Source organism: Muricauda brasiliensis, assembly GCF_003057865.1.
Taxonomy (GTDB): domain Bacteria; phylum Bacteroidota; class Bacteroidia; order Flavobacteriales; family Flavobacteriaceae; genus Flagellimonas; species Flagellimonas chongwuensis.
In genome coordinates this window covers 134356-155965 of the sequence record NZ_QBTW01000003.1, presented here as the reverse complement: position 1 = coordinate 155965, position 21610 = coordinate 134356, and the positions used below count along the sequence as shown (strand labels likewise).

Annotated in this window: 21 protein-coding genes; 14 read left to right on the top strand and 7 right to left on the bottom strand. The window is 41.4% G+C overall.

Going from position 1 to position 21610, the window contains the following annotated elements; all coding sequences use genetic code 11:
- Positions 1-4 precede the first annotated feature (4 nt).
- Positions 5-1618: a M1 family metallopeptidase gene (locus DCK90_RS02425; protein ID WP_108244583.1), complete on the top strand. Its 1614-nt coding sequence runs from the start codon at positions 5-7 to the stop codon at positions 1616-1618.
- A gap of 1 nt (position 1619) precedes the next feature.
- Positions 1620-2189: a YdeI/OmpD-associated family protein gene (locus DCK90_RS02420; RefSeq protein WP_108244582.1), complete on the top strand. Its 570-nt coding sequence runs from the start codon at positions 1620-1622 to the stop codon at positions 2187-2189.
- A gap of 4 nt (positions 2190-2193) precedes the next feature.
- Here DCK90_RS02420 and DCK90_RS02415 read toward each other — a convergent pair whose 3' ends face one another.
- Entirely contained in the window at positions 2194-3447 is a 1254-nt protein-coding gene (locus DCK90_RS02415) for an MFS transporter (RefSeq protein ID WP_108244723.1), read from the bottom strand.
- 102 nt (positions 3448-3549) lie between these two features.
- On the opposite strand from DCK90_RS02415, the gene DCK90_RS02410 reads away from it, so the two are divergent.
- The 10 genes from DCK90_RS02410 to DCK90_RS02365 all read left to right on the top strand — a co-directional run bounded on the left by DCK90_RS02410 (position 3550) and on the right by DCK90_RS02365 (position 14800).
- Positions 3550-4956, top strand: coding sequence for an amidohydrolase family protein (locus DCK90_RS02410; RefSeq protein ID WP_108244722.1), 1407 nt, complete (start codon positions 3550-3552; stop codon positions 4954-4956).
- Between the two features lie 17 nt (positions 4957-4973).
- Positions 4974-6230 carry a metal-dependent hydrolase family protein gene (locus DCK90_RS02405; RefSeq protein WP_108244581.1) on the top strand — a complete coding sequence of 419 codons (1257 nt, stop codon included), beginning with the start codon at positions 4974-4976 and terminating at the stop codon, positions 6228-6230.
- Between the two features lie 144 nt (positions 6231-6374).
- Positions 6375-9581, top strand: a complete 3207-nt coding sequence (locus tag DCK90_RS02400) for a WD40/YVTN/BNR-like repeat-containing protein (RefSeq protein WP_108244580.1) — start codon at positions 6375-6377, stop codon at positions 9579-9581.
- 6 nt (positions 9582-9587) lie between these two features.
- Positions 9588-11507, top strand: coding sequence for a S9 family peptidase (locus DCK90_RS02395; protein ID WP_108244579.1), 1920 nt, complete (start codon positions 9588-9590; stop codon positions 11505-11507).
- Complete coding sequence (locus tag DCK90_RS02390) at positions 11504-12202, top strand: DUF2490 domain-containing protein (RefSeq protein WP_108244578.1); 699 nt, start codon at positions 11504-11506, stop codon at positions 12200-12202. Before DCK90_RS02395 ends, DCK90_RS02390 begins: the two co-directional genes overlap by 4 nt.
- 68 nt (positions 12203-12270) lie before the next feature.
- Positions 12271-12858: a superoxide dismutase family protein gene (locus tag DCK90_RS02385; protein WP_108244577.1), complete on the top strand. Its 588-nt coding sequence runs from the start codon at positions 12271-12273 to the stop codon at positions 12856-12858.
- Positions 12859-12913: 55 nt separating this feature from the next.
- Positions 12914-13111: a (4Fe-4S)-binding protein gene (locus DCK90_RS02380; protein ID WP_108244576.1), complete on the top strand. Its 198-nt coding sequence runs from the start codon at positions 12914-12916 to the stop codon at positions 13109-13111.
- A gap of 17 nt (positions 13112-13128) precedes the next feature.
- A complete protein-coding gene (locus tag DCK90_RS02375; RefSeq protein ID WP_108244575.1) occupies positions 13129-13431 on the top strand; it encodes a GNAT family N-acetyltransferase in 303 nt (100 codons plus the stop codon).
- Between the two features lie 41 nt (positions 13432-13472).
- Entirely contained in the window at positions 13473-14000 is a 528-nt protein-coding gene (locus DCK90_RS02370; RefSeq protein WP_108244574.1) for an RNA polymerase sigma factor, read from the top strand.
- Between the two features lie 2 nt (positions 14001-14002).
- The gene (locus DCK90_RS02365; protein ID WP_108244721.1) at positions 14003-14800 is read left to right on the top strand and encodes an anti-sigma factor; all 798 of its coding nucleotides are present in this window, start codon (positions 14003-14005) and stop codon (positions 14798-14800) included.
- A gap of 68 nt (positions 14801-14868) precedes the next feature.
- Here the strand turns inward: DCK90_RS02365 and DCK90_RS02360 are convergent, their stop codons facing one another.
- Both DCK90_RS02360 and DCK90_RS02355 read right to left on the bottom strand, forming a co-directional pair.
- The gene (locus tag DCK90_RS02360; RefSeq protein WP_108244573.1) at positions 14869-15516 is read right to left on the bottom strand and encodes an OmpW/AlkL family protein; all 648 of its coding nucleotides are present in this window, start codon (positions 15514-15516) and stop codon (positions 14869-14871) included.
- A 119-nt stretch (positions 15517-15635) separates the two neighbouring features.
- Positions 15636-16616 carry a CorA family divalent cation transporter gene (locus tag DCK90_RS02355; protein ID WP_108244572.1) on the bottom strand — a complete coding sequence of 327 codons (981 nt, stop codon included), beginning with the start codon at positions 16614-16616 and terminating at the stop codon, positions 15636-15638.
- Positions 16617-16688: 72 nt separating this feature from the next.
- On the opposite strand from DCK90_RS02355, the gene DCK90_RS02350 reads away from it, so the two are divergent.
- Positions 16689-17228: a mechanosensitive ion channel domain-containing protein gene (locus tag DCK90_RS02350; protein ID WP_108244571.1), complete on the top strand. Its 540-nt coding sequence runs from the start codon at positions 16689-16691 to the stop codon at positions 17226-17228.
- A 94-nt stretch (positions 17229-17322) separates the two neighbouring features.
- Here DCK90_RS02350 and DCK90_RS02345 read toward each other — a convergent pair whose 3' ends face one another.
- The gene (locus DCK90_RS02345) at positions 17323-18609 is read right to left on the bottom strand and encodes a tetratricopeptide repeat protein (RefSeq protein ID WP_108244570.1); all 1287 of its coding nucleotides are present in this window, start codon (positions 18607-18609) and stop codon (positions 17323-17325) included.
- Positions 18610-18763: 154 nt separating this feature from the next.
- Here DCK90_RS02345 and DCK90_RS02340 point away from each other — a divergent pair, with 154 nt between their 5' ends.
- Complete coding sequence (locus DCK90_RS02340) at positions 18764-19954, top strand: LETM1-related biofilm-associated protein (RefSeq protein ID WP_108244569.1); 1191 nt, start codon at positions 18764-18766, stop codon at positions 19952-19954.
- Between the two features lie 89 nt (positions 19955-20043).
- On the opposite strand, the gene DCK90_RS02335 is transcribed toward DCK90_RS02340, so the two are convergent.
- The 3 genes from DCK90_RS02335 to DCK90_RS02325 form a co-directional block, all read right to left on the bottom strand.
- Positions 20044-20799, bottom strand: coding sequence for a LytR/AlgR family response regulator transcription factor (locus DCK90_RS02335; protein ID WP_108244568.1), 756 nt, complete (start codon positions 20797-20799; stop codon positions 20044-20046).
- Between the two features lie 168 nt (positions 20800-20967).
- Positions 20968-21303 (bottom strand): 2TM domain-containing protein, encoded by a 336-nt coding sequence (locus DCK90_RS02330; RefSeq protein ID WP_108244567.1) that lies wholly within the window; start codon positions 21301-21303, stop codon positions 20968-20970.
- Position 21304: 1 nt separating this feature from the next.
- On the bottom strand, positions 21305-21610 hold the full coding sequence (locus tag DCK90_RS02325; protein WP_108244720.1) for a 2TM domain-containing protein: 306 nt from the start codon (positions 21608-21610) through the stop codon (positions 21305-21307).

The following is a 21610-nucleotide window of genomic DNA, read 5'->3' as shown; positions in this document are numbered from 1 at the left end:
ACCCATGAAACAAGGTTTAATTCTTTTAGTCCTCATACTCGGGGCATGCTCCATTGACGCCCAAGAACTTACAAGGCAAGATACCCTGAGGGGCAGCATTACATCTGAAAGGGCATGGTGGGACTTGAATCACTACGATCTCAACGTTAAAATCGAGCCTTCAAAGAAGTTTATTTCGGGCTATAACGTGGTAAGGTATAAAGTTTTGGAAGAAGCCAAAACACTTCAAATTGATCTTCAAGAACCCATGAAGATTGAATCCATTGAGCAAGATGGAAAAAAATTGAAGTTCACTTCTGAGGGCAATGCACATTTCATCAAACTCAAGAAAAAACAAGTTCCGGGAGAATTCAACGAAGTTAAAATCACATATTCGGGGCAACCACGAGAGGCCGTACGTGCACCTTGGGACGGTGGCTTTTCTTGGAAACAGGATAAAAATGGCAATCCTTTTGTAGCTACATCCTGCCAAGGTTTGGGAGCAAGTGTTTGGTGGCCCAACAAAGACCATATGTACGACGAAGTGGACAGTATGCGCATCAGCATTACCGTTCCCAAAGACCTAATGGATGTTTCCAACGGACAGCTTGAAAGTGTTGAGGAAATAGGTGAATTCAAAACCTACAATTGGGTAGTAAAAAATCCCATAAACAATTACGGTGTAAACGTAAATGTTGGAAACTATGTCCATTTTGATGAAGTTTTCGAAGGTGAAAAAGGTCCATTAAAATTGGTTTATTATGTGCTGCCCGAAAATTTGGAGAAAGCTAAAAAGCAGTTCGTGCAGACTCCGATGATGCTCCAGGCCTTTGAGCATTGGTTTGGCCCCTACCCCTTTTATGAGGATGGTTTTAAACTCGTGGAAGTTCCCTATTTGGGCATGGAACACCAAAGTTCCGTTACCTACGGAAACAAGTTCGAAAACGGATATTTGGGAAGGGACCTGTCTGGAACTGGCTGGGGTTTGCAGTTTGATTTTATTATAATCCACGAAGCGGGGCACGAATGGTTTGCCAACAACATCACCTATAAGGACATTGCCGATATGTGGATTCATGAAGGATTTACCGCATACTCGGAAAACCTGTATCTGGACTATCATTTTGGCACAAAGGCATCCGAAGCTTATGTTGTAGGAACCCGAAGCAATATTCAGAACGATAGTCCCATTATTGGGCCCTATGGGGTCAACAAATCCGGTTCGGGCGATATGTACTACAAAGGCGCGAACATGTTACATACACTTCGCCAATTGGTGGAGGATGATGATAAATGGCGTCAAATCTTAAGAGGATTGAACAAAGATTTCTATCACAAAACAGTGACCACCAAAGAAATTGAGGACTATCTCAGCAAACATACGGGAAAAGATTTATCCGCATTCTTTAATCAATACCTCCGAACAACAATGATTCCCACTTTGGAGTATACGTTGGAAGGAGACACAATTAAATTCCGATACACAGATGTAGTGCAAGACTTTGACATGCCTGTTCGGGTATTTATTGATGGTTCCGAAAAGTGGTTGTTCCCCAATAGTGAATGGAAAACCGAAAAATTGGATGGAACCCAAGTGATTTTTGATAAAAACTTTTACATAGAGACCAAAAAAATCTGATTTGGAGAAGCACCCGGAGCATTATTTTAAAAATGACGATGAGTGGCGCGATTGGCTTCATGAAAACCATAGCTCCTACACTGGTGTCCATCTTATCTTTTACAAGGTGGAGCACCATAAACTAAGTATGCGTTGGGAGGAGGCCGTTAAGGTCGCCCTATGCTATGGTTGGATAGATAGTACCGTTCGAAGTCTTGGAGATGGTAAACGAAAACAATACTTCTGTCCGAGAAAGCCTAAAAGTACTTGGAGCAAGGTGAACAAGGATTACATAAAAGATTTGTTGGCCAATGGATTGATGCACCAAAGTGGTCTTGCAGCGATAGAAATTGCCAAGGAAAATGGTTCTTGGACCGAATTGGATGATGTTGAAAATGGTGTGGTTCCCAAGGATTTACAAAAGGCATTTAAAAAGAAGCCCAATGCCCACACTAACTTTCAGAATTTCACGGTTGGGCAACGAAAAGGCTACCTCATGTGGCTCAATCAGGCCAAGCGGGAAGAAACACGAAATAAAAGAATAAAGGAAATCATCTACTTTTCAGAAAAAAACATCAAATACAGGAATTAGAAAATCATCTACCATATTTTCTCTGATAGACCCATGCGGCCAAACCGCCAACAAAAGCAAAGGCACTCAACATCCAAAAAACATGTTGGTGACCCAGTTCTTCTCCGGGATGCGCATCCAATAGCATACCATAAGCTGGTCCAGCGAACACATCAGGAGTGTATCCTATCAGAGAGATGAGTCCCACCGCTGTGCCCGTTAAGGTCATCGGAATTTTTCCTACCTGCATTACACCAAAGTATAAAGCTCTTATAGCGTATACACCTGCCGCTATCACAACAACCGACATAAAGAACAAAAGCGTTGTGGTAGGTGCAATTACTCCGCTGGCAAACAATACACCTCCAATCAAGGTTAATACAAAACTCATGAACAAAAGCCAGGTTATCTTCAGTTTATCGGCTATTAAACCAACCAAAATACCAGTGGCCGGACGAAGGAATTGCAGTAAAGTGCCCACTTTGGCAGAATCCACTTGGTTATAAAGCATCACCTCTTCGGCATATTGGGAAATAATGTCCGTGATTTTGTACCCTACATAGCCACAAAGGATGATTACCATCAAAAGCCAGACCGATGGCAATTGTAAGACCTGCTTGATTTCATTCCAAGAAATACGCTCCAAGGTCACTTTCTCACCTCTTTTGTCCGTTTTCATAAAAAACCAGACCAAGATACCTACCAGAATAATGATCAGTGATGATAAATAAAGAACATAGGTAAATGCTTCTTTACGGCTATCCAGACTCGCCATATCCAAAGACTCGGACAAAAAAAACGAAAACACGACCACACCCAGTAAGCTGAACAGGGCACCCGTTAGTCCACGACCACCATCCAAAAATCCAAAGGCTTTGCCTTGAGAATCGCTACCACCCCAAATTCTTGTAGCCTTGATCATCGGCGCCCAAAAAAGAAAAATAGTGGTAAATCCCCACCAACCATACAAAATTTGAAGCATCCACAAATCAGGGTATTGAGCAAACAAAAAACCGCCCAATGCAGTCATCCACAAAGCAATGGCTATCAATTTTCTGGGTTGGTACTTGTCGGCCAATGGACCTCCCAAAATATAAGAAACCATGGCTACTAGACCGTAAACCGAAAAGCAAAGTCCCAATTCCACATTGTCCACCTCCAAAACATCCAGAACTGTAGGCCTAAAAACACGTGGCAGCACAAAAGGAAGGATAAAGATGGCTTCACCCGAAAGAATCAATAATAATAAATAGAGCCAGCTTGGTTTTGTTTCCTTCAAAACTTGTATTTGGTTAAAAATCACCAAAAAAATTGGAAAAAGCCAAAGGGATGGGAAATAAAAAATCCGGTATCTTTAAGGATCATAATAAACCAACCCAAAATGATCAGACCACTTTTGTTCTCCCTCCTTCTCGTCATCGTTAGTTGTAAGAAGGAAACTATCAACCATTACGATCTCGCAATTACCAATGCACAGGTCATCCATCTGGAAACTGGAAAAATTGAAACTCAACATATTTTGGTGTCCAATGGCAAAATCGAGGCCATAGAAACCGAAGGTACAAGCAATTTTAAGGCCGACTCCACTATTGATGCTTCTGGAAAATATATTTTGCCCGGGTTTTGGGATAACCATATACACCTGCGCGGTGGTGATTCGTTGATTAAAAACAACAAAAACTTCCTGAAGTTATTTATTGCCAATGGTATTACCTCGGTGCGGGATGCCGGGGGCGACCTTACCCATTCCGTAATGGACTGGAAAAGCCAAATTACCTCTGAAAAACTAGTGGGGCCAACCATTTTTACCGCTGGGCCAAAAATAGATGGGCCTAATGGTAGTTGGGCCGGTTCGTTGGAAGTAGAAACCGAAGAAGATGTTGTCCACGCATTGGATTCTCTGGAATCCTTAAACGTAGATTTTGTAAAAATCTATGATAGTAGAATTTCACATGATAATTATCTAAAATCAATAGAAGAGGCAAAAAAGAGAGGTTTTACGGTTTCTGGGCACATGCCGTTCACCGTTACGCTGGATGAGACCATCGATGCAGGGATGGATGGTATCGAACACCTCTACTATATTATGAAGGGCTGCGCCAGCAACGAAATTGAAATCACCGAGAAATTGCAAAACGGTGATATCGGATTCTGGGGAGCAATGCCCGCGCTTATGGAAGATTATTCGGATAGCACGGCACAAGCAACGTTCAATAAGCTAAAAGAAAATGATGTATTTGTGGTTCCCACTCTGCATATTGGCAATACGCTAAGCTACTTGGACGAAGTTGACCACACCAACGATGAATACCTTCAATACATGGGAGATGGGATTATTCAAACCTATCAAGGTAGAATACGATCATCCTTAAATTCATCCGAAGAGGCTAGAAAAAATAGAAAAGAATTGGATACTTTTTTTGGTGAGTTGGTAAAAGACCTCGATTCTGCGGGGGTTCAACTTTTGGCCGGTTCGGACAGTGGAGCGTTCAACTCCTACGCGTATCCGGGAATTTCGTTGCACAAAGAATTACAGGCCATGGTGGCAAAAGGCATCTCTCCACTCGATGCGCTACGAACCTCCACAGTGAATGGGTCCATATTTCTGGACCAAACGGAAGATTACGGAAGTATTTCCAAAGGAAAAGTTTCGGATCTGGTGATTTTAGATGCCAATCCCTTGGAAAATATTGAAAATACACAGAAGATTTACACTGTAATCAAGGGGAGCCAAGTGTTTTCTAAAAGAGATTTACAAGAATTATTGAAGGATTCCATAATCGATTAATATCAAAACAAACCCGGATGCAATCAAAACAGTTATTTGCGGTAATTCTGATTTTATTCCTGAACAATCTAAAATCTCAGACCCTTCTGGTTCCCAGTCAGGTTTTTGATGGTGTTCAGCTTCACAGTGATTGGGTAGTTGCGGTAGATGAAAATCGTATCACCTACGCCGGCCCTTTGAGCGGTTTGAAAAGAGTCAATAACTACTCAAAAAAAGAACTAAAGGGCATGACGCTTATGCCCGGTATCATTGAAGGGCATTCCCATTTATTGTTGCATCCTTACAACGAAACGGAATGGAATGACCAAGTTTTGGTGGAATCCCCCACTGAACGAGCCATTAGGGGTACCGTACATGCTAAAAAGACTTTGATGGCAGGCGTGACCTCCATGCGCGACCTAGGTTCGGAAGGAGCCGGTTACACGGATATCTACCTTAAAAGAACCATTGATAAGGGTATAATTCCAGGTCCTCGTACCCTAATGGCAGGTCCAGCCATCGTAGCCACTGGGGCCTATGGACCAAAGGGTTTTCACGACGGGGTCAAAGTCCCTTTGGGCGCGGTTCCTGTAAGTGGAAGGGACAATGTTATCTCGGAGGTCAGGACGCAACTAGGTCAAGGAGCCAATCTTATAAAAATTTATGCTGACTACCGCTGGGGCAAAGACGAGCCCTCACAACCCACTTTTTTACAGGAAGAAATCAATGCTATGGTTGAGACAGCCACTACAGCCGGAAGATATGTCGTAGCTCATGCAAGTACTCCCGAAGGAATGCGGCGAGCGATCATGGGCGGGGTCGAAACCATCGAACATGGTGATGGGGGCACAGCAGAGATTTTTGTATTAATGAAAGAGAAAGGCGTTGCCCTTTGCCCTACCCTCGCTGCTGGAGATGCCATATCACAGTACCAAGGATGGAAAAAAGGGATTGAGCCAGACCCTGAACGAGTGGCAAAAAAGAAAAAATCCTTTCAACTAGCTTTGGAATCGGGGGTCGAAATTGTTTTTGGAGGCGATGTGGGTGTGTTTCCGCATGGAGAAAACTATCGCGAGCTGGAACTGATGGTCGCCTATGGCATGGAGCCCATTAAAGCTTTACAAGCTGCAACAGCTGTAAATGCAAAAATTCTTCATTTTGATAAATTGGGAATGATTCAAAAAGGGTACTTCGCGGACATAATTGCTGTTGAGGGAAATCCTATCGAGGACATCTCCCTAATGAAGAATGTAACTTATGTAATGAAGGATGGCACTGTGTATAAGGACCATTAAATCTTCTCCACCTCACAATGACTCATTAACATTCCTTTAAGAAAGGAGGTGAAGGTTTTTGGTATATTTAAACAACCTTAAAAATACCTCGCCTGGGTACGATTTTCAAAGGTCTAAACTAAACTCAAAACAATAAACCAACTAATGAAAAAATTAATCCTCTACTTCGTATTGTTGATTACAGCCAGCATTACAGCCCAAGATTTCAACGTAGAACTACTCCAAGACCTAAAACCCCGGAACATCGGTCCGGCCGGTATGAGCGGACGTGTTACATCAATTGACGTTGTGCACTCCAACCCCGACATAATGTTTGTGGGAACCGCTTCAGGTGGTTTGTGGAAATCTACTTCCGGAGGCATCAAATGGGAACCTGTTTTCGACAATGAGGTAACCGCCTCTATTGGAGCTGTGGCCATTCAACAGTCCAACCCATCCGTAATTTGGGTCGGAACAGGTGAAGGCAACCCTAGGAACAGTTTAAATGGAGGTTACGGTGTTTACAAATCTTTGGATGGCGGAAAAACATGGAAATCCATGGGATTGGAAAAAACAAGGCACATCCATAGGGTAATCATCGACCCAACCGACCCAGATGTAGTGTATGTAGGTGCCATAGGTTCACCGTGGGGGGAACATCCCGAACGAGGTGTTTTTAAAACTACCGACGGCGGAGAAACATGGGAAAAGGTATTGTTCGTGAACAATAAAACAGGAATTGCCGATTTGGTGATGGACCCTAAAAACCCGAACAAATTAATTGCCGCCATGTGGGAACACAAAAGAGAACCTTGGTTCTTTAACTCGGGGGGTGAAGGTAGTGGACTCCATATCACTCACGACGGTGGTAAAACCTGGAAAAAAATCACCGCGGAAGACGGTCTTCCAAAAGGCGATTTAGGGAGAATCGGAGTGGCCATAGCCCGCAACAAACCAAATATCATCTATGCACTGGTTGAAGCCAAGAAAAATGCACTGTACAAATCTACCGACGGGGGTTATAAATGGGAGAAAATCAATGACAAGAGCGATATCGGAAACCGTCCATTTTACTATTCAGAAATTTACGTAGACCCGCAAAACGAAAATCGAGTATATTCAGTTTTCACATACATCAACGTTTCCGAAGATGGAGGAAAAAACTTTACTCAGTTAATGCCATCCTATGGGGTCGACAATGGGGTGCATCCGGACCATCATGCGTGGTGGATTCACCCTGAAAACGGTGAGTTTATGTTGGATGGAAACGACGGAGGCCTCAATATCACTAAAAATGGAGGTAAAACATGGCGTTTTATAGGCAATTTGCCCGTGGCCCAATTCTATCATATCAACACGGACAATGAATACCCATATAACGTATATGGCGGAATGCAGGACAATGGCTCTTGGAGAGGCCCAGCTTATGTTTGGAAAGCACAGGGTATCCGAAATAGCTATTGGCAGGAAATCGCCTTTGGTGACGGTTTCGATGTAGTTCCAGATAGGGATGATAGCCAATATGGGTACGCCATGAGCCAGCAAGGATATGTGAGCCGATACGATTGGAAGACAGGCGATGGCTATATAGTGCGCCCTACTCCACCGGATGCAGAGACCCAACTTCGATTTAACTGGAACGCTGCCATTGGTCAAGACCCATTCGATAATAGCACGGTGTATTTTGGAAGTCAGTTCGTGCACAAATCAACGGACAAAGGTTTGACTTGGGAAGTAATTTCCCCCGACCTGACAACAAACGACAAGGAAAAACAAAAGCAAAGCGAAAGTGGTGGTTTGACCATGGATGCCACAGGAGCAGAAAACCATTGTACCATTATTGTGATAGAGCCATCACCTGTTGAAGAAAATATGCTGTGGGTGGGCACCGATGACGGTCGTGTACACTACACCCAAAATGCAGGTGAGACTTGGGTCGATGTTACCAAAAACATTAAAGGATTACCAACAGGAAGTTGGGTTCCACAGATAAAAGCATCACAGAACAATAAGGGAGAAGCCCTCTTGATTGCTAACGATTACAGGAGATTCAACTATGCGCCCTATGCTTACCGCACCAAGGATTATGGTAAAACGTGGACCCGTATTGTAGATGAAAACGATGTCGAAAGCTATACACTATCTATAATAGAAGACCCGAAAAACCCAAATTTGATGTTTTTAGGGACAGACGACGGACTCTATCTTTCTTTGGACGCGGGTAACAATTGGAAAAAATGGAACAAAGATTTCCCAACAGTTTCTACAAAGGACTTGGCGATTCACCCAAGGGAGCAGGATTTGGTCATCGGAACCTTTGGTAGGGCAGCATGGGTTGTGGATGACATTCGTCCGTTGAGGAAGCTGGCTGGCAACACTTCTGTTTTGGAGAAGGAAATCAGTCTTTTTGATAGTCCTGATGCCTACTTGGCCGCCTATCAACAGCCCACAGGTGGAAGATTTGGTGGAGATGCGATTTATAGTGGTGAAAATAGGGAGTCTGGCGCTATGATCACTTATTATTTAAAGGAAGGCGCAGATAAATCCAAGGAAGATAAAAAAGAAGAAAGCGGAGAAGATGATAAAACTGAGGATGAAAAACCCAAGGAAAAAACAAAGGATTCCATCTTTTTTGAATTCTACGACGGTGACAGACTTATCCGAACATTGAAATACAAAACTCCTGAAAAGGCCGGTTTCCATAGAGTTTATTGGAACTTGGATGAAAAAGGCCCAGATAGACCTTCAAGAACCATCAGCAAAAACAATAGAGAGCGAGGTGGCGTTGAAGTAAAACCGGGAAGTTACAAAGTAAAAGTAGTTTATGGTGAAGCATCCGATTCAACTTCTGTTACCGTCAAGACCGACCCTAGGTTGAACGTTAATCTAACTTCCATCAATGAAGTGTACGAAACCAGTAAAAAACTGGAAGCCTACACGCAGACTGCCGCCGATGCAGTAAAGCAATTGGTAGAGAGCAAAGATTTGGCAAATAAGTTCAAAAAGGAACTTAAAGACCTTGACAAAGTCAAGTTTAAGGAGCAGATAAAGGCTTCCGAGGAAATAGCAAAGCAAATCGATTCTGTTATTGCTCTTTATTTAGGTAAAGATGACAAACGCCAAGGCATCACCGATGACCCGGAGCCTAACGTAATGTCCAGATTGGGCAATGCATCTTACTATGTAAATACAAGAAAATCTGGAATCACCGAAACCGAACGAAGAATGATTCGTTTTGCAGAAGAAGAACTAAAGACTGCGTTGGACAGTACCAATGCGTTCTTTAATGATGAATGGAAATCGTACAGAACCTCCATTGAATCATTGGACCTATCTCCATTTAAGGAGACCGAAAGTTTTGAACTTAAATAGTGAACAATGAAAAAAATATTGGCCATTGCCTTGGTTACCAGCATCTGGGCATGTAAAGAAGAAAAAAAAGAGCCTACCATAGCTGAAACCATGAAGACCTACACCATCGGTCAAATGATGGATAATGAGTCTGTTGCAGGAGGAAGTTTTTCACCTGACAAATCCAAACTGTTGGTATCCAGCAATCGTTCGGGTATTTACAATATGTATACCATTCCCACAGCAGGTGGTGAAATGATGCCGGTTTCCCAGTCGGATAGCTCCTCCGTATTTTCTATTTCCTATTTCCCCAAAGATGAGCGGATGTTGTTCCGAATGGATAACAATGGAGATGAAATCTATCACATTTTTGTACGAGATACAGATGGAAGCCACAAGGACCTTACTCCAGAAGAAGGGGCACGCTCCCTTTTCTACCAATGGTCCGAGGATAAAAGCGCATTCTTTTATGGCTCCAATAAACGGGATAAACGTTTTATGGATCTGTACAAAATGGATTTGGAAAGTTTAACTTCAGAACTGGTTTATCAAAATGATGACGGTTATGATGTTGGTGTGGTTTCGCCCGATGAAAAATATGTTGCTTTGAGCAAATCCATCAATACGAACGATAGCGACCTGTTCCTTCATAATTTAGAGTCGAAGGAACTTATCAAAATCAACAAAAACCAAAGCGGAAACTCTTCTCAGGATTTCTCACCCGATGGTTCTGCATTCTATTACACCACCGATGATGGCAGCGAGTTTTCATATTTGATGAAATACACATTGGCAGACGCGTCCTACAAGAAGACATTGGAACGGGACTGGGATATTTTGGGCAGCTATTTCACGGATAATGGCACCTATCAAGTCACATATATCAATGAAGACGCCAAAAACACCATAGAGGTTATGGAAGTTGCAACAGGCGAAAACATTGATTTGCCCACTATCGAAAACATGGAAATCACCAACGTAAGTTTTTCTGATGACGAAACCATGATGCGTTTTTATGCAGGTGGCTCGCACACGCCATCTAATCTTTTCGTTTATAACCTTGAGACCAAAGAACAACAAAAGTTGACGGACGTTCTTAATCCGGAAATCCAAGGCCAAGATTTGGTAAAGGCTAAAGTTATCCGGTATAAATCCTTTGATGGCGTGGAAATCCCGGCCATTTACTATACGCCTCATCAGGCAACAGAGGAAAATCCAGTGCCCGCTTTGGTTTGGGTGCATGGTGGCCCTGGCGGGCAATCACGTCAAAACTTTAGCTCCTTTATTCAATATTTGGTAAACCATGGTTATGCGGTTTTGGCAGTGAACAACCGAGGAAGTAGCGGCTATGGTAAAACCTTTTACCAAATGGACGATTTGAACCATGGAGATAAAGATCTTAAGGATTGCGTGGAAGGTAAAAACTGGTTGGCCCAACAGCCCGAAATTGATGGGGAGAAAATTGGAATCATTGGCGGCTCTTATGGTGGTTATATGACCATGGCGGCCTTGACCTATACACCGGAAGAATTTGATGTGGGGGTCAATCTCTTTGGAGTAACCAATTGGATGAGAACCCTTAAAAGCATCCCGCCATGGTGGGAATCCTTTAAAGATGCACTTTACAAGGAGTTGGGCGATCCTTACAGCGCAGATTCCGTTCGCCTAAAGGAGATTTCCCCACTGTTCCATACCGACAAAGTCACCAAACCTTTGATTGTCCTTCAAGGCTCGCAAGACCCAAGGGTGCTTCAGGCAGAGTCGGACGAAATTGTTGCCGGAGTCCGCAAAAATGGTGTGCCCGTAGAGTATGTCCTGTTTGAGGATGAAGGTCACGGATTCGTGAAAAAAGAAAATCAAATTACGGCATACAGTAAAATTTTGGAATTTTTGGACGAGTACTTAAAAGAAGATAAAAGCACGCCGATAAAAGAAGAAGATAAATGATCAAAAGACTAACAGGCCTATTTACACTACTTGGAATATTAACCATACATGCACAACAACCGGGCGAAGATGAAATGGGAGCTTGGTACATGTACTTCGGTAGCAACAAAATTTCGGAACGATTCAGCATTCATACGGAGGCTCAGTTCAGGTTTTACGAGACCGCTAGCAACTTCAATCAAATGTTGTTGAGAACGGGACTTAATTACCATATCGATTCAAATGCCATTGCAACAGGAGGTTATGCATTTATAGATACCGACAACAATTTTTATGAGTTTGAAGGCGAGGTCAATTCCAAGGAGCATCGGATTTTTGAACAATTTATTCTAAAAAACAAGGTTTGGGAGTTTCTGTTCGAACATCGCTACCGTTTAGAACAACGGTTTTTGGATTTTGGGGAAACCACCGATACACAACATCGGGCGCGCTATCGTATTCAAATGACTTTACCGCTTACCAACACCTTTTTTCTCAATTTTTATGATGAATTGTTCATCAATCTACAGGATGACCTATTTGGTCAAAACAGGCTGTATGGTGCTGTTGGTGTGAATGTTACCGAAAACACTAGTGTACAGTTAGGTTACTTGAGAAATCAGTTTGCCAATGCTGTTTATGACAGGTTACAGTTGGCCATTTTTTACAATCCAGATTTAAGAGGATTGTTTAAGGGCAAAAAAACTGATCAATAGAGCACGGGAATGGTTGACAGCGGCATAAATAATACCTAACTTAGTGGTTAATCTAAAAACTCATTTTAATGAAAAGTATACAAGCAATAGCCTTAGCGCTAGTATTTATAATGGCTTTTAGCTGCAAACAAGCTAAAAAAGAGACAGAAGAAGCAACTGAGGAAGTTGAAGAAACCGTGGACCAAATGGCTGAAACTACTGAACCCGAATCCATTACATTTAGCATGGAACCTAAAAGCGACAGTAATGTGAACGGTGAGGTTGTTTTTACCCAAGAGAATGGCAATGTTGTTATGAAAGCTACCTTTACAGGGCTTGATGAAGGCGAACATGCCATCCACCTTCACGAAAAAGCAGATTGTTCTTCCGCAGATGGAAAATCAACAGGAGGACACTGGAACCCAACTTTTGAAAAACATGGTAAATGGGGAGCTGAAGATGGTTACCACAAAGGTGACATCGGTAACTTTACCGCTGATGCAGATGGAAATGCTACAGTAGATTTTTCTACGGACGAATGGTGCATTGGTTGCGATGACGAAAAGAAAAACATTTTGGGCAAAGCAGTAATCGTTCACCAAGGAGTGGATGATTACACCTCCCAACCATCCGGAGCTGCCGGTGCAAGAATCGCTTGTACAGGTATCATTCAGTAAAAACAATTCAGAGCTGCTTTCGGGCAGCTCTTTTTTTATTTCAATTTGTTGTGCTATGAAAGAATATTCTAACGGGGAAATAGCCGTGATATGGAAACCCGAACTTTGCCAACATGCCGGAATTTGCGTGAAAATGTTACCAAAGGTCTATAACCCCAAAGAAAAACCTTGGATAAAAGCTGAAAACGCGACCGCCGAGCAATTGAAAGAACAAATCTCAAAATGTCCATCGGGCGCATTAAGCTACCGATAACCAATCACTAAAATTTTGTGGAAAAGCAATATCAACTTGTAGATAACGAATCCGCCAAAAGGTTCCAGTTTGAACTGGATAATGGCGATATAGCAAAAATTGAATATATCAAAGCTAAAGAAAAAATATACCTTACCCATACCGAAGTCCCCCCAGGTCACGAAGGCCAGGGCATAGGCTCTGAACTTATCAAACAAAGCCTGGAACATATCAAAAAGGAAGATTGGACACTCATACCTTTGTGTCCCTTTGTTGCCAAATATCTGAAAGAACATCCCGAATGGAAAACATTGGTGCTTAAGGGAATCAATATTGAATAGTAAAAACACAGCCAACTTTTTATATCTTTAACCAACCGGTTATGCAATTGGACAACCTCATAGAAAAATTTCAGAAAAAGGACAGTGCTGCCTTTGAAACCCTGTACAATATGTACGCTGAAAATATATGTGGGGTAATCAATGTAATTGTGAACGATAGGGAGCGTTCCCAAGAAATCTGTCAAGATGTATTCGTGAAAATCTGGGAAAAATCGGACCAGTACGACACTTCCAAAGGCCGTTTTTTTACTTGGATTTTGAACATAGCCCGTAACGCCGCAATCGACGAAGTGCGCTCAAAAACCCATAAAAATCAAAAAAAGAACCTCCCCGTAGATTCTCTCGTAGGTATCTATGAAAACGGCGAAGATCTTAATGGTAGAATGGACACTATTGGACTTCAGTCTTTATTAAAAGGATTAAAGGAAAAGTGCATTTTGCTAATTGATATGCTTTATTTTAAAGGCTATACACAAAAAGAAGCTGCCAAAGAACTGGATACACCGGTCGGCACCATCAAAACGAGAATAAGAAGCTGTATTTCGAATATTAGAAAAAATATGGCATGAGCATGGATGTGAAAGAATACATAGCGTCTGGAAAATTGGAACTATATGTTGCAGGAGCATTGTCCACAGAGGAAAACTTGGAGGTGCAACATTATGCTATTCAATATCCTGAAATAAGGAATGAGATAGAGGCTATAGAGCGAGCTATTCTTGCAGTTACCGAAGCAGCGTCACCGAAGATGCCTTCGGATGGTTTTACCAAGATAAAAGCACGAATAGATGATATTATTCCATTTACACCTGAAGGTACCTCCAGCAAAGGAACCTCTTGGGGCAGTTATTTGGGATGGGCAGCATCGGTGCTATTGGCAGTCGGATTGTTCTGGATGTATACGGAGAATTCCAAGCTACAATCCGAAATAGAGCTTACCAACAAAGAGAAACAAAGTTTGGAGGATATCCTATCGGATACCCAAGAGGAAATTACTTATAAAGAGTCGCTCCTTGAAGATATAAGAGACCAAAACGTTACAGTGATTGCACTTGGTGGACAAACGGTGTCTCCTTCTTCTTATGCAAAGGCCTATTGGAACAAAGAAGAAAGCAAAGTGATTATTGATGCCAAGGGACTTCCCGAACCACCGGAAGGTTTTACCTATCAGGTCTGGTCCTTAAAATTGAACCCACTAACACCCACCAGCATTGGATTGTTGGATGATTTTGCATCGGTGGACACGAAGCTATTTACATTGGAAAACGCGAATGAATCGGAAGCGTTTGGTATTACTTTGGAACCCGAAGGCGGTAGCGAAACACCAACATTGGAGCAATTGTATACCCTTGGTGCCGTAGGCTCCTAAGAAAAAGAAGGTGGCCGGCCAAACCAACCACCTTCAAAACTTAGATTACCTAAAAAAACAATCAAATATTAAAGTTTAATACCCACTCCGAATCCAAAAATCCATGGGTTTATATCTACGTCTGCGCCTACTGTTGCTCCTAAAGCAGTGGTAGCATCCACGGTCGCGGTGGTATTCAAGAACAGTTTTTTTACGTCAAAGTTCAGGAACCATTTATCGTTCAACATATAATCAAACCCACCTTGAAGAGCAAAGCCAACAGCCGTATCATAGTCGATATCATCAACAGTTGGTCCTTCATCAACACCGTAGAATAAGGTAAGGTTCACCCCTGCCCCAACATAGGGAACCAAATTGCCTCCGGTAAAGTGGTATTGACCTGTAAGTGTCGGGGGCAACAACCAAACATGGCCCAAATCGATTTCTCCTACGGCAGTCTCTACTGCCTTTACATCGTGTTTCGTAGTTCCTAAAATCAATTCCATAGACCAATTATCATCAAAGAAGTAGGTAATGTCGAATTCAGGAACAATTGAGGTGGAAATATCAACATCTCCGCCAATAGCTTCAATATCCGCGCTTTCATCCGGGGAGACCACGATTCCCCTTAATCTAAACTGCCATTTTCCACCATTGTCCGCTGGGGCATCTTGTGCCATTGCCAAATTTGTCAGTGCCATTACAGCGATAACCGCTACAAGTATTTTTTTTCTCATCGTGTATTATTTAAAATGATGAGACAAATCTACCGAGCTGTGTTTTTCAAGAATATGATGTTTATCATTGGATGACAAAGAGGAATCACTAAGCCATCAAAATGAAAAAGACCTATCCATCAAAACCATTTTTTTCGTTTAAAAATGACGATGGATATTATGGTTACAATAAGCATTACGCCCAAGAGGATAAAATATCCGTAGGGAGACCTTAACTCGGGCATGTTTTCAAAGTTCATCCCGTAAATGCCGGCCAGAAATGTTAGAGGAATAAACACGACTGAAAAGATGGTCAGGGTCTTCATTACCTCGTTCAAACGGTGTCCCTGTACACTGAAAAAGAGGTTTATTTGGCTTTCGAGTTCCATAATATCTGAATCGATATCGGCAATAAGACCATTTATCTGTTCGCGAAGCTCACTAAAATATTTGGTGTGAAAGCCTTTGACCTGAACTCGTTCCAACTTTATGATGATGTCCCTAAGACCTTGTGCTGCTTTCTTAAAATCTTGTATCACCGCTTTTTTCTGTTCTACCTCGAACATAAACTCAGGGGTTGGTTCACGTTTTACGATGGCATCCAAGGCATTTTCCATAACTACCGTTTCCTCGTACTTATCTTTGTAATTGGTGATCAAGGTCTCTAGAATAAAAAACAATAAGTAGTCCGCTCGCTTTTTTCTGATGATACCCTTGTTTTCGAAAATTCGCTGACGAATCCAATCAAAATGATCCCCCCACTTTTCTTGGATACACCAATTAAAATCCTTTGAGACCACAAAATACATTTGCTCGGACTCCATAGTATCGTGTTCTGTTTTAAGGATTCTGGCTGCAATGAACAACTGGTCTTCCAGGACTATTACCTTGTTTCCCATCTTTTGGTTCAAGAGCAAACGCAGTAAAAAGTCATCAAGGTCATTGCCGTTCACCATTTGCCTAAACTCTTCCATGTAATCCAAACCATAGGTGTTTACCCAAGTAATGGATTTGTCGCCTTTTGAAAGCAATAAATCGTTCTCCAATGAGAATTTGTGATTAGAGTAATTTTCGGGAGAGTAGTTGATTACCCACGAATTTTCTTCAAAATCTGTTTTCATGGCTTAAAAATATGAAAGGGTTTATTCGTAGTTTAGACTTATCAATATAAATCAAATTTACTAAGAAGCATCATGATTGACACTATGTCCTTCAAATCCGAGATTTTGTTCACCATCATTCTTTTGACCATTATCATTACGCTCAACTCTTTCAGCAAAAGGGCTATTCGGCGGTTCGGCAGAACAAGTTCCATTGATATGAACAGTAGAAAAATCATTTTTTACTTGAGCAATTTGATGTTCTACCTGCTGGCCTTTATCGGCATTTCCTTGATATGGGGTGTTAATTTTGAAGATTTTTCAGTATTTATTTCCTCTATTTTGGCCATATTGGGAGTTGGTTTCGTAGCGCAATGGTCCATCCTTTCCAACCTTACGGCAAGTGTTATCCTCTTTTTTAACCATCCTTTACGTTTGGGTGACAGAATTAGGGTGATGGACAAGGATTTTGACTGGACCGGAAAAGTTGAGGATATCAGCGGATTCTATCTATTTATGCGCACGGATGATGGCAAACGAATTACCATCCCTACCAATCTGGTCATACAAAAAGGTATTGAAATCTTGAAAGAGCAAGAAAGCGAGACCCAAAACGCTATTGCCGATGATTAAAAAAACGCCATGGCAAAAATACCATGGCGTACCTAAAAACAACAACCAAGCCGAGACCCTATCGGTCTTCAACCTTGCTTTTAGCGGGGGAAATTCACAAACTGGCAACCTCTGCTTCCTTTATGGGGCCAAGCTCGTAGGTTGCCCCCAATAATTCTTCTTTTAGCGCTTTAACCTTATCTTGTTTTCCGTTTGCTTTGTAAATCTCGGCAGCACGTTGCAAAATAGCAGGCTCATGGGTGACACCTATTACGTGTTCTTCGATAACCTTCATTGATTTTTCCTTTTCTCCCAAATGAAGTAAACTGTAGGCCAACCACCCATAAGATTCAGGTGTAGGTCTAATACTCACCTCTTCCTGCGCCAATTCATAAGCTCGTTGTTCTACATCCATACTCAGTAAAAAATCCACGTTATGGGCATTGTACATATCGCCATAATCCGTGTTTTTACCCGCCATTTTATAATAATCATCCAATGCCTGAACCCTTAACATATCATCATCTATAAAAGCTGCGATCTCTGCTTTCAACAAATAATATTCGGGGGATTTGTTCTTTTGTGTAATGGAGTCCAAAATCCGAAGTGCTTCTATACCATTTCTTTCGTAGGAATACACAATCCAAGCGATTCCTTTTTTTGCATTTGCATCTTGCGGCGATATTTCAAGCACCTTGAGATATAGTTTGTAAGCTTCTTCTATATGTCCCGTAGCTCCATAATAATCCGCTAAATGGACGTAGGAACACAATAACAAGTCTTCATTCTGGGAAATCTCTGCCTTCTCGGTCGCTTTTTCCATGAGCTTAATGGCGGAATCAGAATGACCCTTGAAATCGTTCCACCTAGCCAACCTGACCAAATACTCATAGCTCGATACATCCTTGATGCTATCCAAGTATTTGTTTGCAAGCCCATAGTTGCCCAATTCCATATGAAGATCAAACAGCAAACTCTGGGTCGCCTCCACATCGGTACCTAGAGCTCTTGCCTCTTCTGCCAACAGCAAAGCCTCCTTGAACCTGTGCTGCAACATGTAATTATTGGACAAAGCCCTTATAAATCCAGGTTTTTCAATAGTAGCCATCTCAATCGCCTTTTTTAAGGTCTTCGCTGAATTTTTTAGGAATTTGACATCCCCGGTTTCCTTAAAAATTTGCATATTATCATCCGTCAAGTTCCACAAATCTGGCAATTGCATGCTGTCACTATTGGCTTCTACTTCAAACTGTAAATTTGCGGGTATAGTCTTTAACGGACCTGATATTAAAAAGTGATCATAGTCCGATTTGTTTGTTTTGAACACTTCCGGTTCTTGAACGCAAGAAATCAGAATCGTTAAGGCTAGAAGCAAACAAATACATTGTATTATTATCTTCATTTTAATTGTTGTTTTAGGGCTTGTATCTACTCTACCTACGGAACTGCGTAGTACGCGGTTTGGTTTTAAAATGTTAAAATTTCATCGAAGACACTGGCCTGTACCAAAGCAAAGTCAGAGAAATTGTTTTACTTTGAAGCGTTAAAATATATCCATGAACCCTTCCGCCTCTGGCTGGATCAACAAGTTTGGTCACCTAGTAGCTCAAGAGTCTTCCCGTTTTGAAGACTTTGACAGTTTGTACAGAGAACTCAAAACAAATGGTTTCATTTACGGTGTCCATTTAAGCATTCCATCATTTATAGAAGTGGAACACACCCTGAGCGAGGACGAGATTGCCAAGATCAATCTGCTGACCGCTTTATACTACACCTATACATTTGAGGTTGGAAAGACCGATTTCGAGGCCTTTGTAAACAAAGTATTCGAATATTATCAATCTTTGAATGTGAGCAAGATTTCGTTTTTGAGCAAGATATTGAGCGGTTCAAAAACAATTTCCCAACTGGAAAAGTTGATTGATTCTCGAATCTATTTAAGCGACAACACTTTTAGCAGGGCACTCGGAAATAGTTTGACCAATTCGTTACTCTATGTAGATATTCTCATCTTCATAATTTATCTCCGAAGCGATAAAGACATGATGAGCCATGCACAACTTTTGGAGTATGTCACCATTAATATTGTGTACCATGCACTCAACTCCAAAGAAACACATGAATCGGATGCCAAATTAATTCAATTGTTGGGGTCTTCCCTCACCTATGTTGATCTGGACAATGCGAAATTTGAAGGCGAATATTCGGATTTATTGACCCGGAATTTCACCAAAAACGAGAAGGATTATTTTCTGGACATGGCGTGCTTGACCATATGGGAAGATAAGACGTTGGACTACTCTGAAACGGACTATATTTTTGGTCTTGGAAAGGACCTTGGAAAGTCCAAAAAAGAAGTAGAATTTGAGCTCGATTTTGTGATGAATTTCTTCGAGAAAAACAAAGAGAAAATCGCCTATCTGAACAACAAAAATTTGGCCGTTCAATTCTATGATGGGATGTCCAAAAACGTGAGCAAATTAATTCTTAGAAACAGCAAAAGATTAAAAAAAGAGCTGACCGAAAGTAGGGAATTGGTCGCACTTTTATCCAAGTCGACCGTGAAGGATTTGAGTAACGAAGAGAAGAAAAAAGTTCAAAACCAGCTACTGGATATTTTCAAAAGTATTCCCTCTTTGGCAATTTTTATGTTACCCGGAGGAGCGATTCTTCTCCCCATTTTTATTAAATTGATACCTAAACTTCTTCCTTCTGCTTTTGATGACAACCGAGTGGAAGAAAAGTAGGCTTTTAGCCTAAAAAACCTACTATAAGAAAAACTTATAACATATTTTTTGTTTTATTAAAAGTTTAATAATCAGGTTTTTAAATCATCTTATTCTAACCACAACTTAAAGTCCCTGACTCGTTCCCTGCTCACGATTATTTCATGCTCATCAAACCGTTTTAACTTGATTTGGAGTCTTGAATTTGTATAAGAAATGATGTCACCTATGTGATTGATGTTCACGTAAAATTTTCGACTGACCCTAAAAAATGTCTGTGGTTCCAACTCCTCTTCCAACTGTTCCAAGGTAGTGTCCAATAAATAATTTCTTCCATCCGAAGTAGCGGCATAAGTACCTTTGTTCTCACTATAAAAACACTCCACCTCATCGGCGTTTATAATTTTTAAATGTTGCCCTACCCTAGCCGTAAACCGTTTCTTGAATTCGCGCTCCAAGGGGTTCACCAAAAGCTTTTTTATGTCGTTAAAATCGATGGGGATTTTTTGATTTTCCGGCTTAAAATTCCGGTACTTTTTTACGGCACTTTCCAGCTCTTCTTCGTCTATGGGTTTTAACAAATAATCAATGCTGTTCAACTTGAATGCTTGGAGTGCATATTCATCATAAGCGGTGGTAAAAATGATGGCACTTTTCACCTCGACTTCATCAAAAATTTCAAAGGAAAGTCCATCGGATAATTGGATGTCCAAAAAGATTAAATCGGGGTGTTGATTATCCTGAAACCATGCTATGGATTCTTCTACGGAATGCAACATGGTGGAGACCTCCATTTCCAATTCTGAGAGCAATCTGGACAATCTTCTTGCTGCCGGTTTTTCGTCTTCAATAATCAGAACATTCATATAGGTTTGGTTTGCGGTTTGGTAATGGTTCGTTTTATTTTATCATTTTTTGGTTTATCCTACCCCCCTTGTCTTCCTTTCTCATTAAGAAAAATCCAGGGGATAAAATCCAATGGGAACTACTAAAATATTCAATCTCGCAATTTCAAAAGCCCCTCATCTAGATTGTTACTTATATTTATCCACTTTACCCCTATCCTCTTCCATGTATTTTTGAATCTGCCGTGCTTCCCATTTTTTAAAGAACGTGAATTTATGCCTTTGCAGAATTAAGGTATGTACGACCAAGATCACGGCCCAAATCAAGATGTTTGCATTGATCCAATCGTAGTAGTACGATTCTTTTGGAAACGTTTCTGGTAACAACGAGTTTAATACTCCGGTCTTAAGTAGGTATAAGAAGCCGTTAACAACAATAAAGATGAAAATGTGCCTATAATATCCTTTGAGCTCCTTGACCCGCTTTTCGGCGTTCTCCCTAACGGTATGTTTGTTAACCATCATCCTATTTATATTTGTTCATTTCTTCTTTGTCCTCGTCCATGTACTTTTGGATTTGGCGCTCTTCCCAGTCTTTACCCAACAATGGGTTGAAACCAAAGGTTTTTGATGCATGAAAGAGAACTCCCACTCCCCAGGCAATTAAAGTAAAGAAATGCTCCCATCTCCAAAAGTCGTCGCTCCTTAGATACAGGTTTACCAGAATAAAGGCATTTATCACCACATAAATGGCCAAATGGATATAAAAGCCCTTGAGTTCATCCACTCGTTTTTTGGCTCTGTTGTACTTTTCTTTGTTGACGTTTTCCAT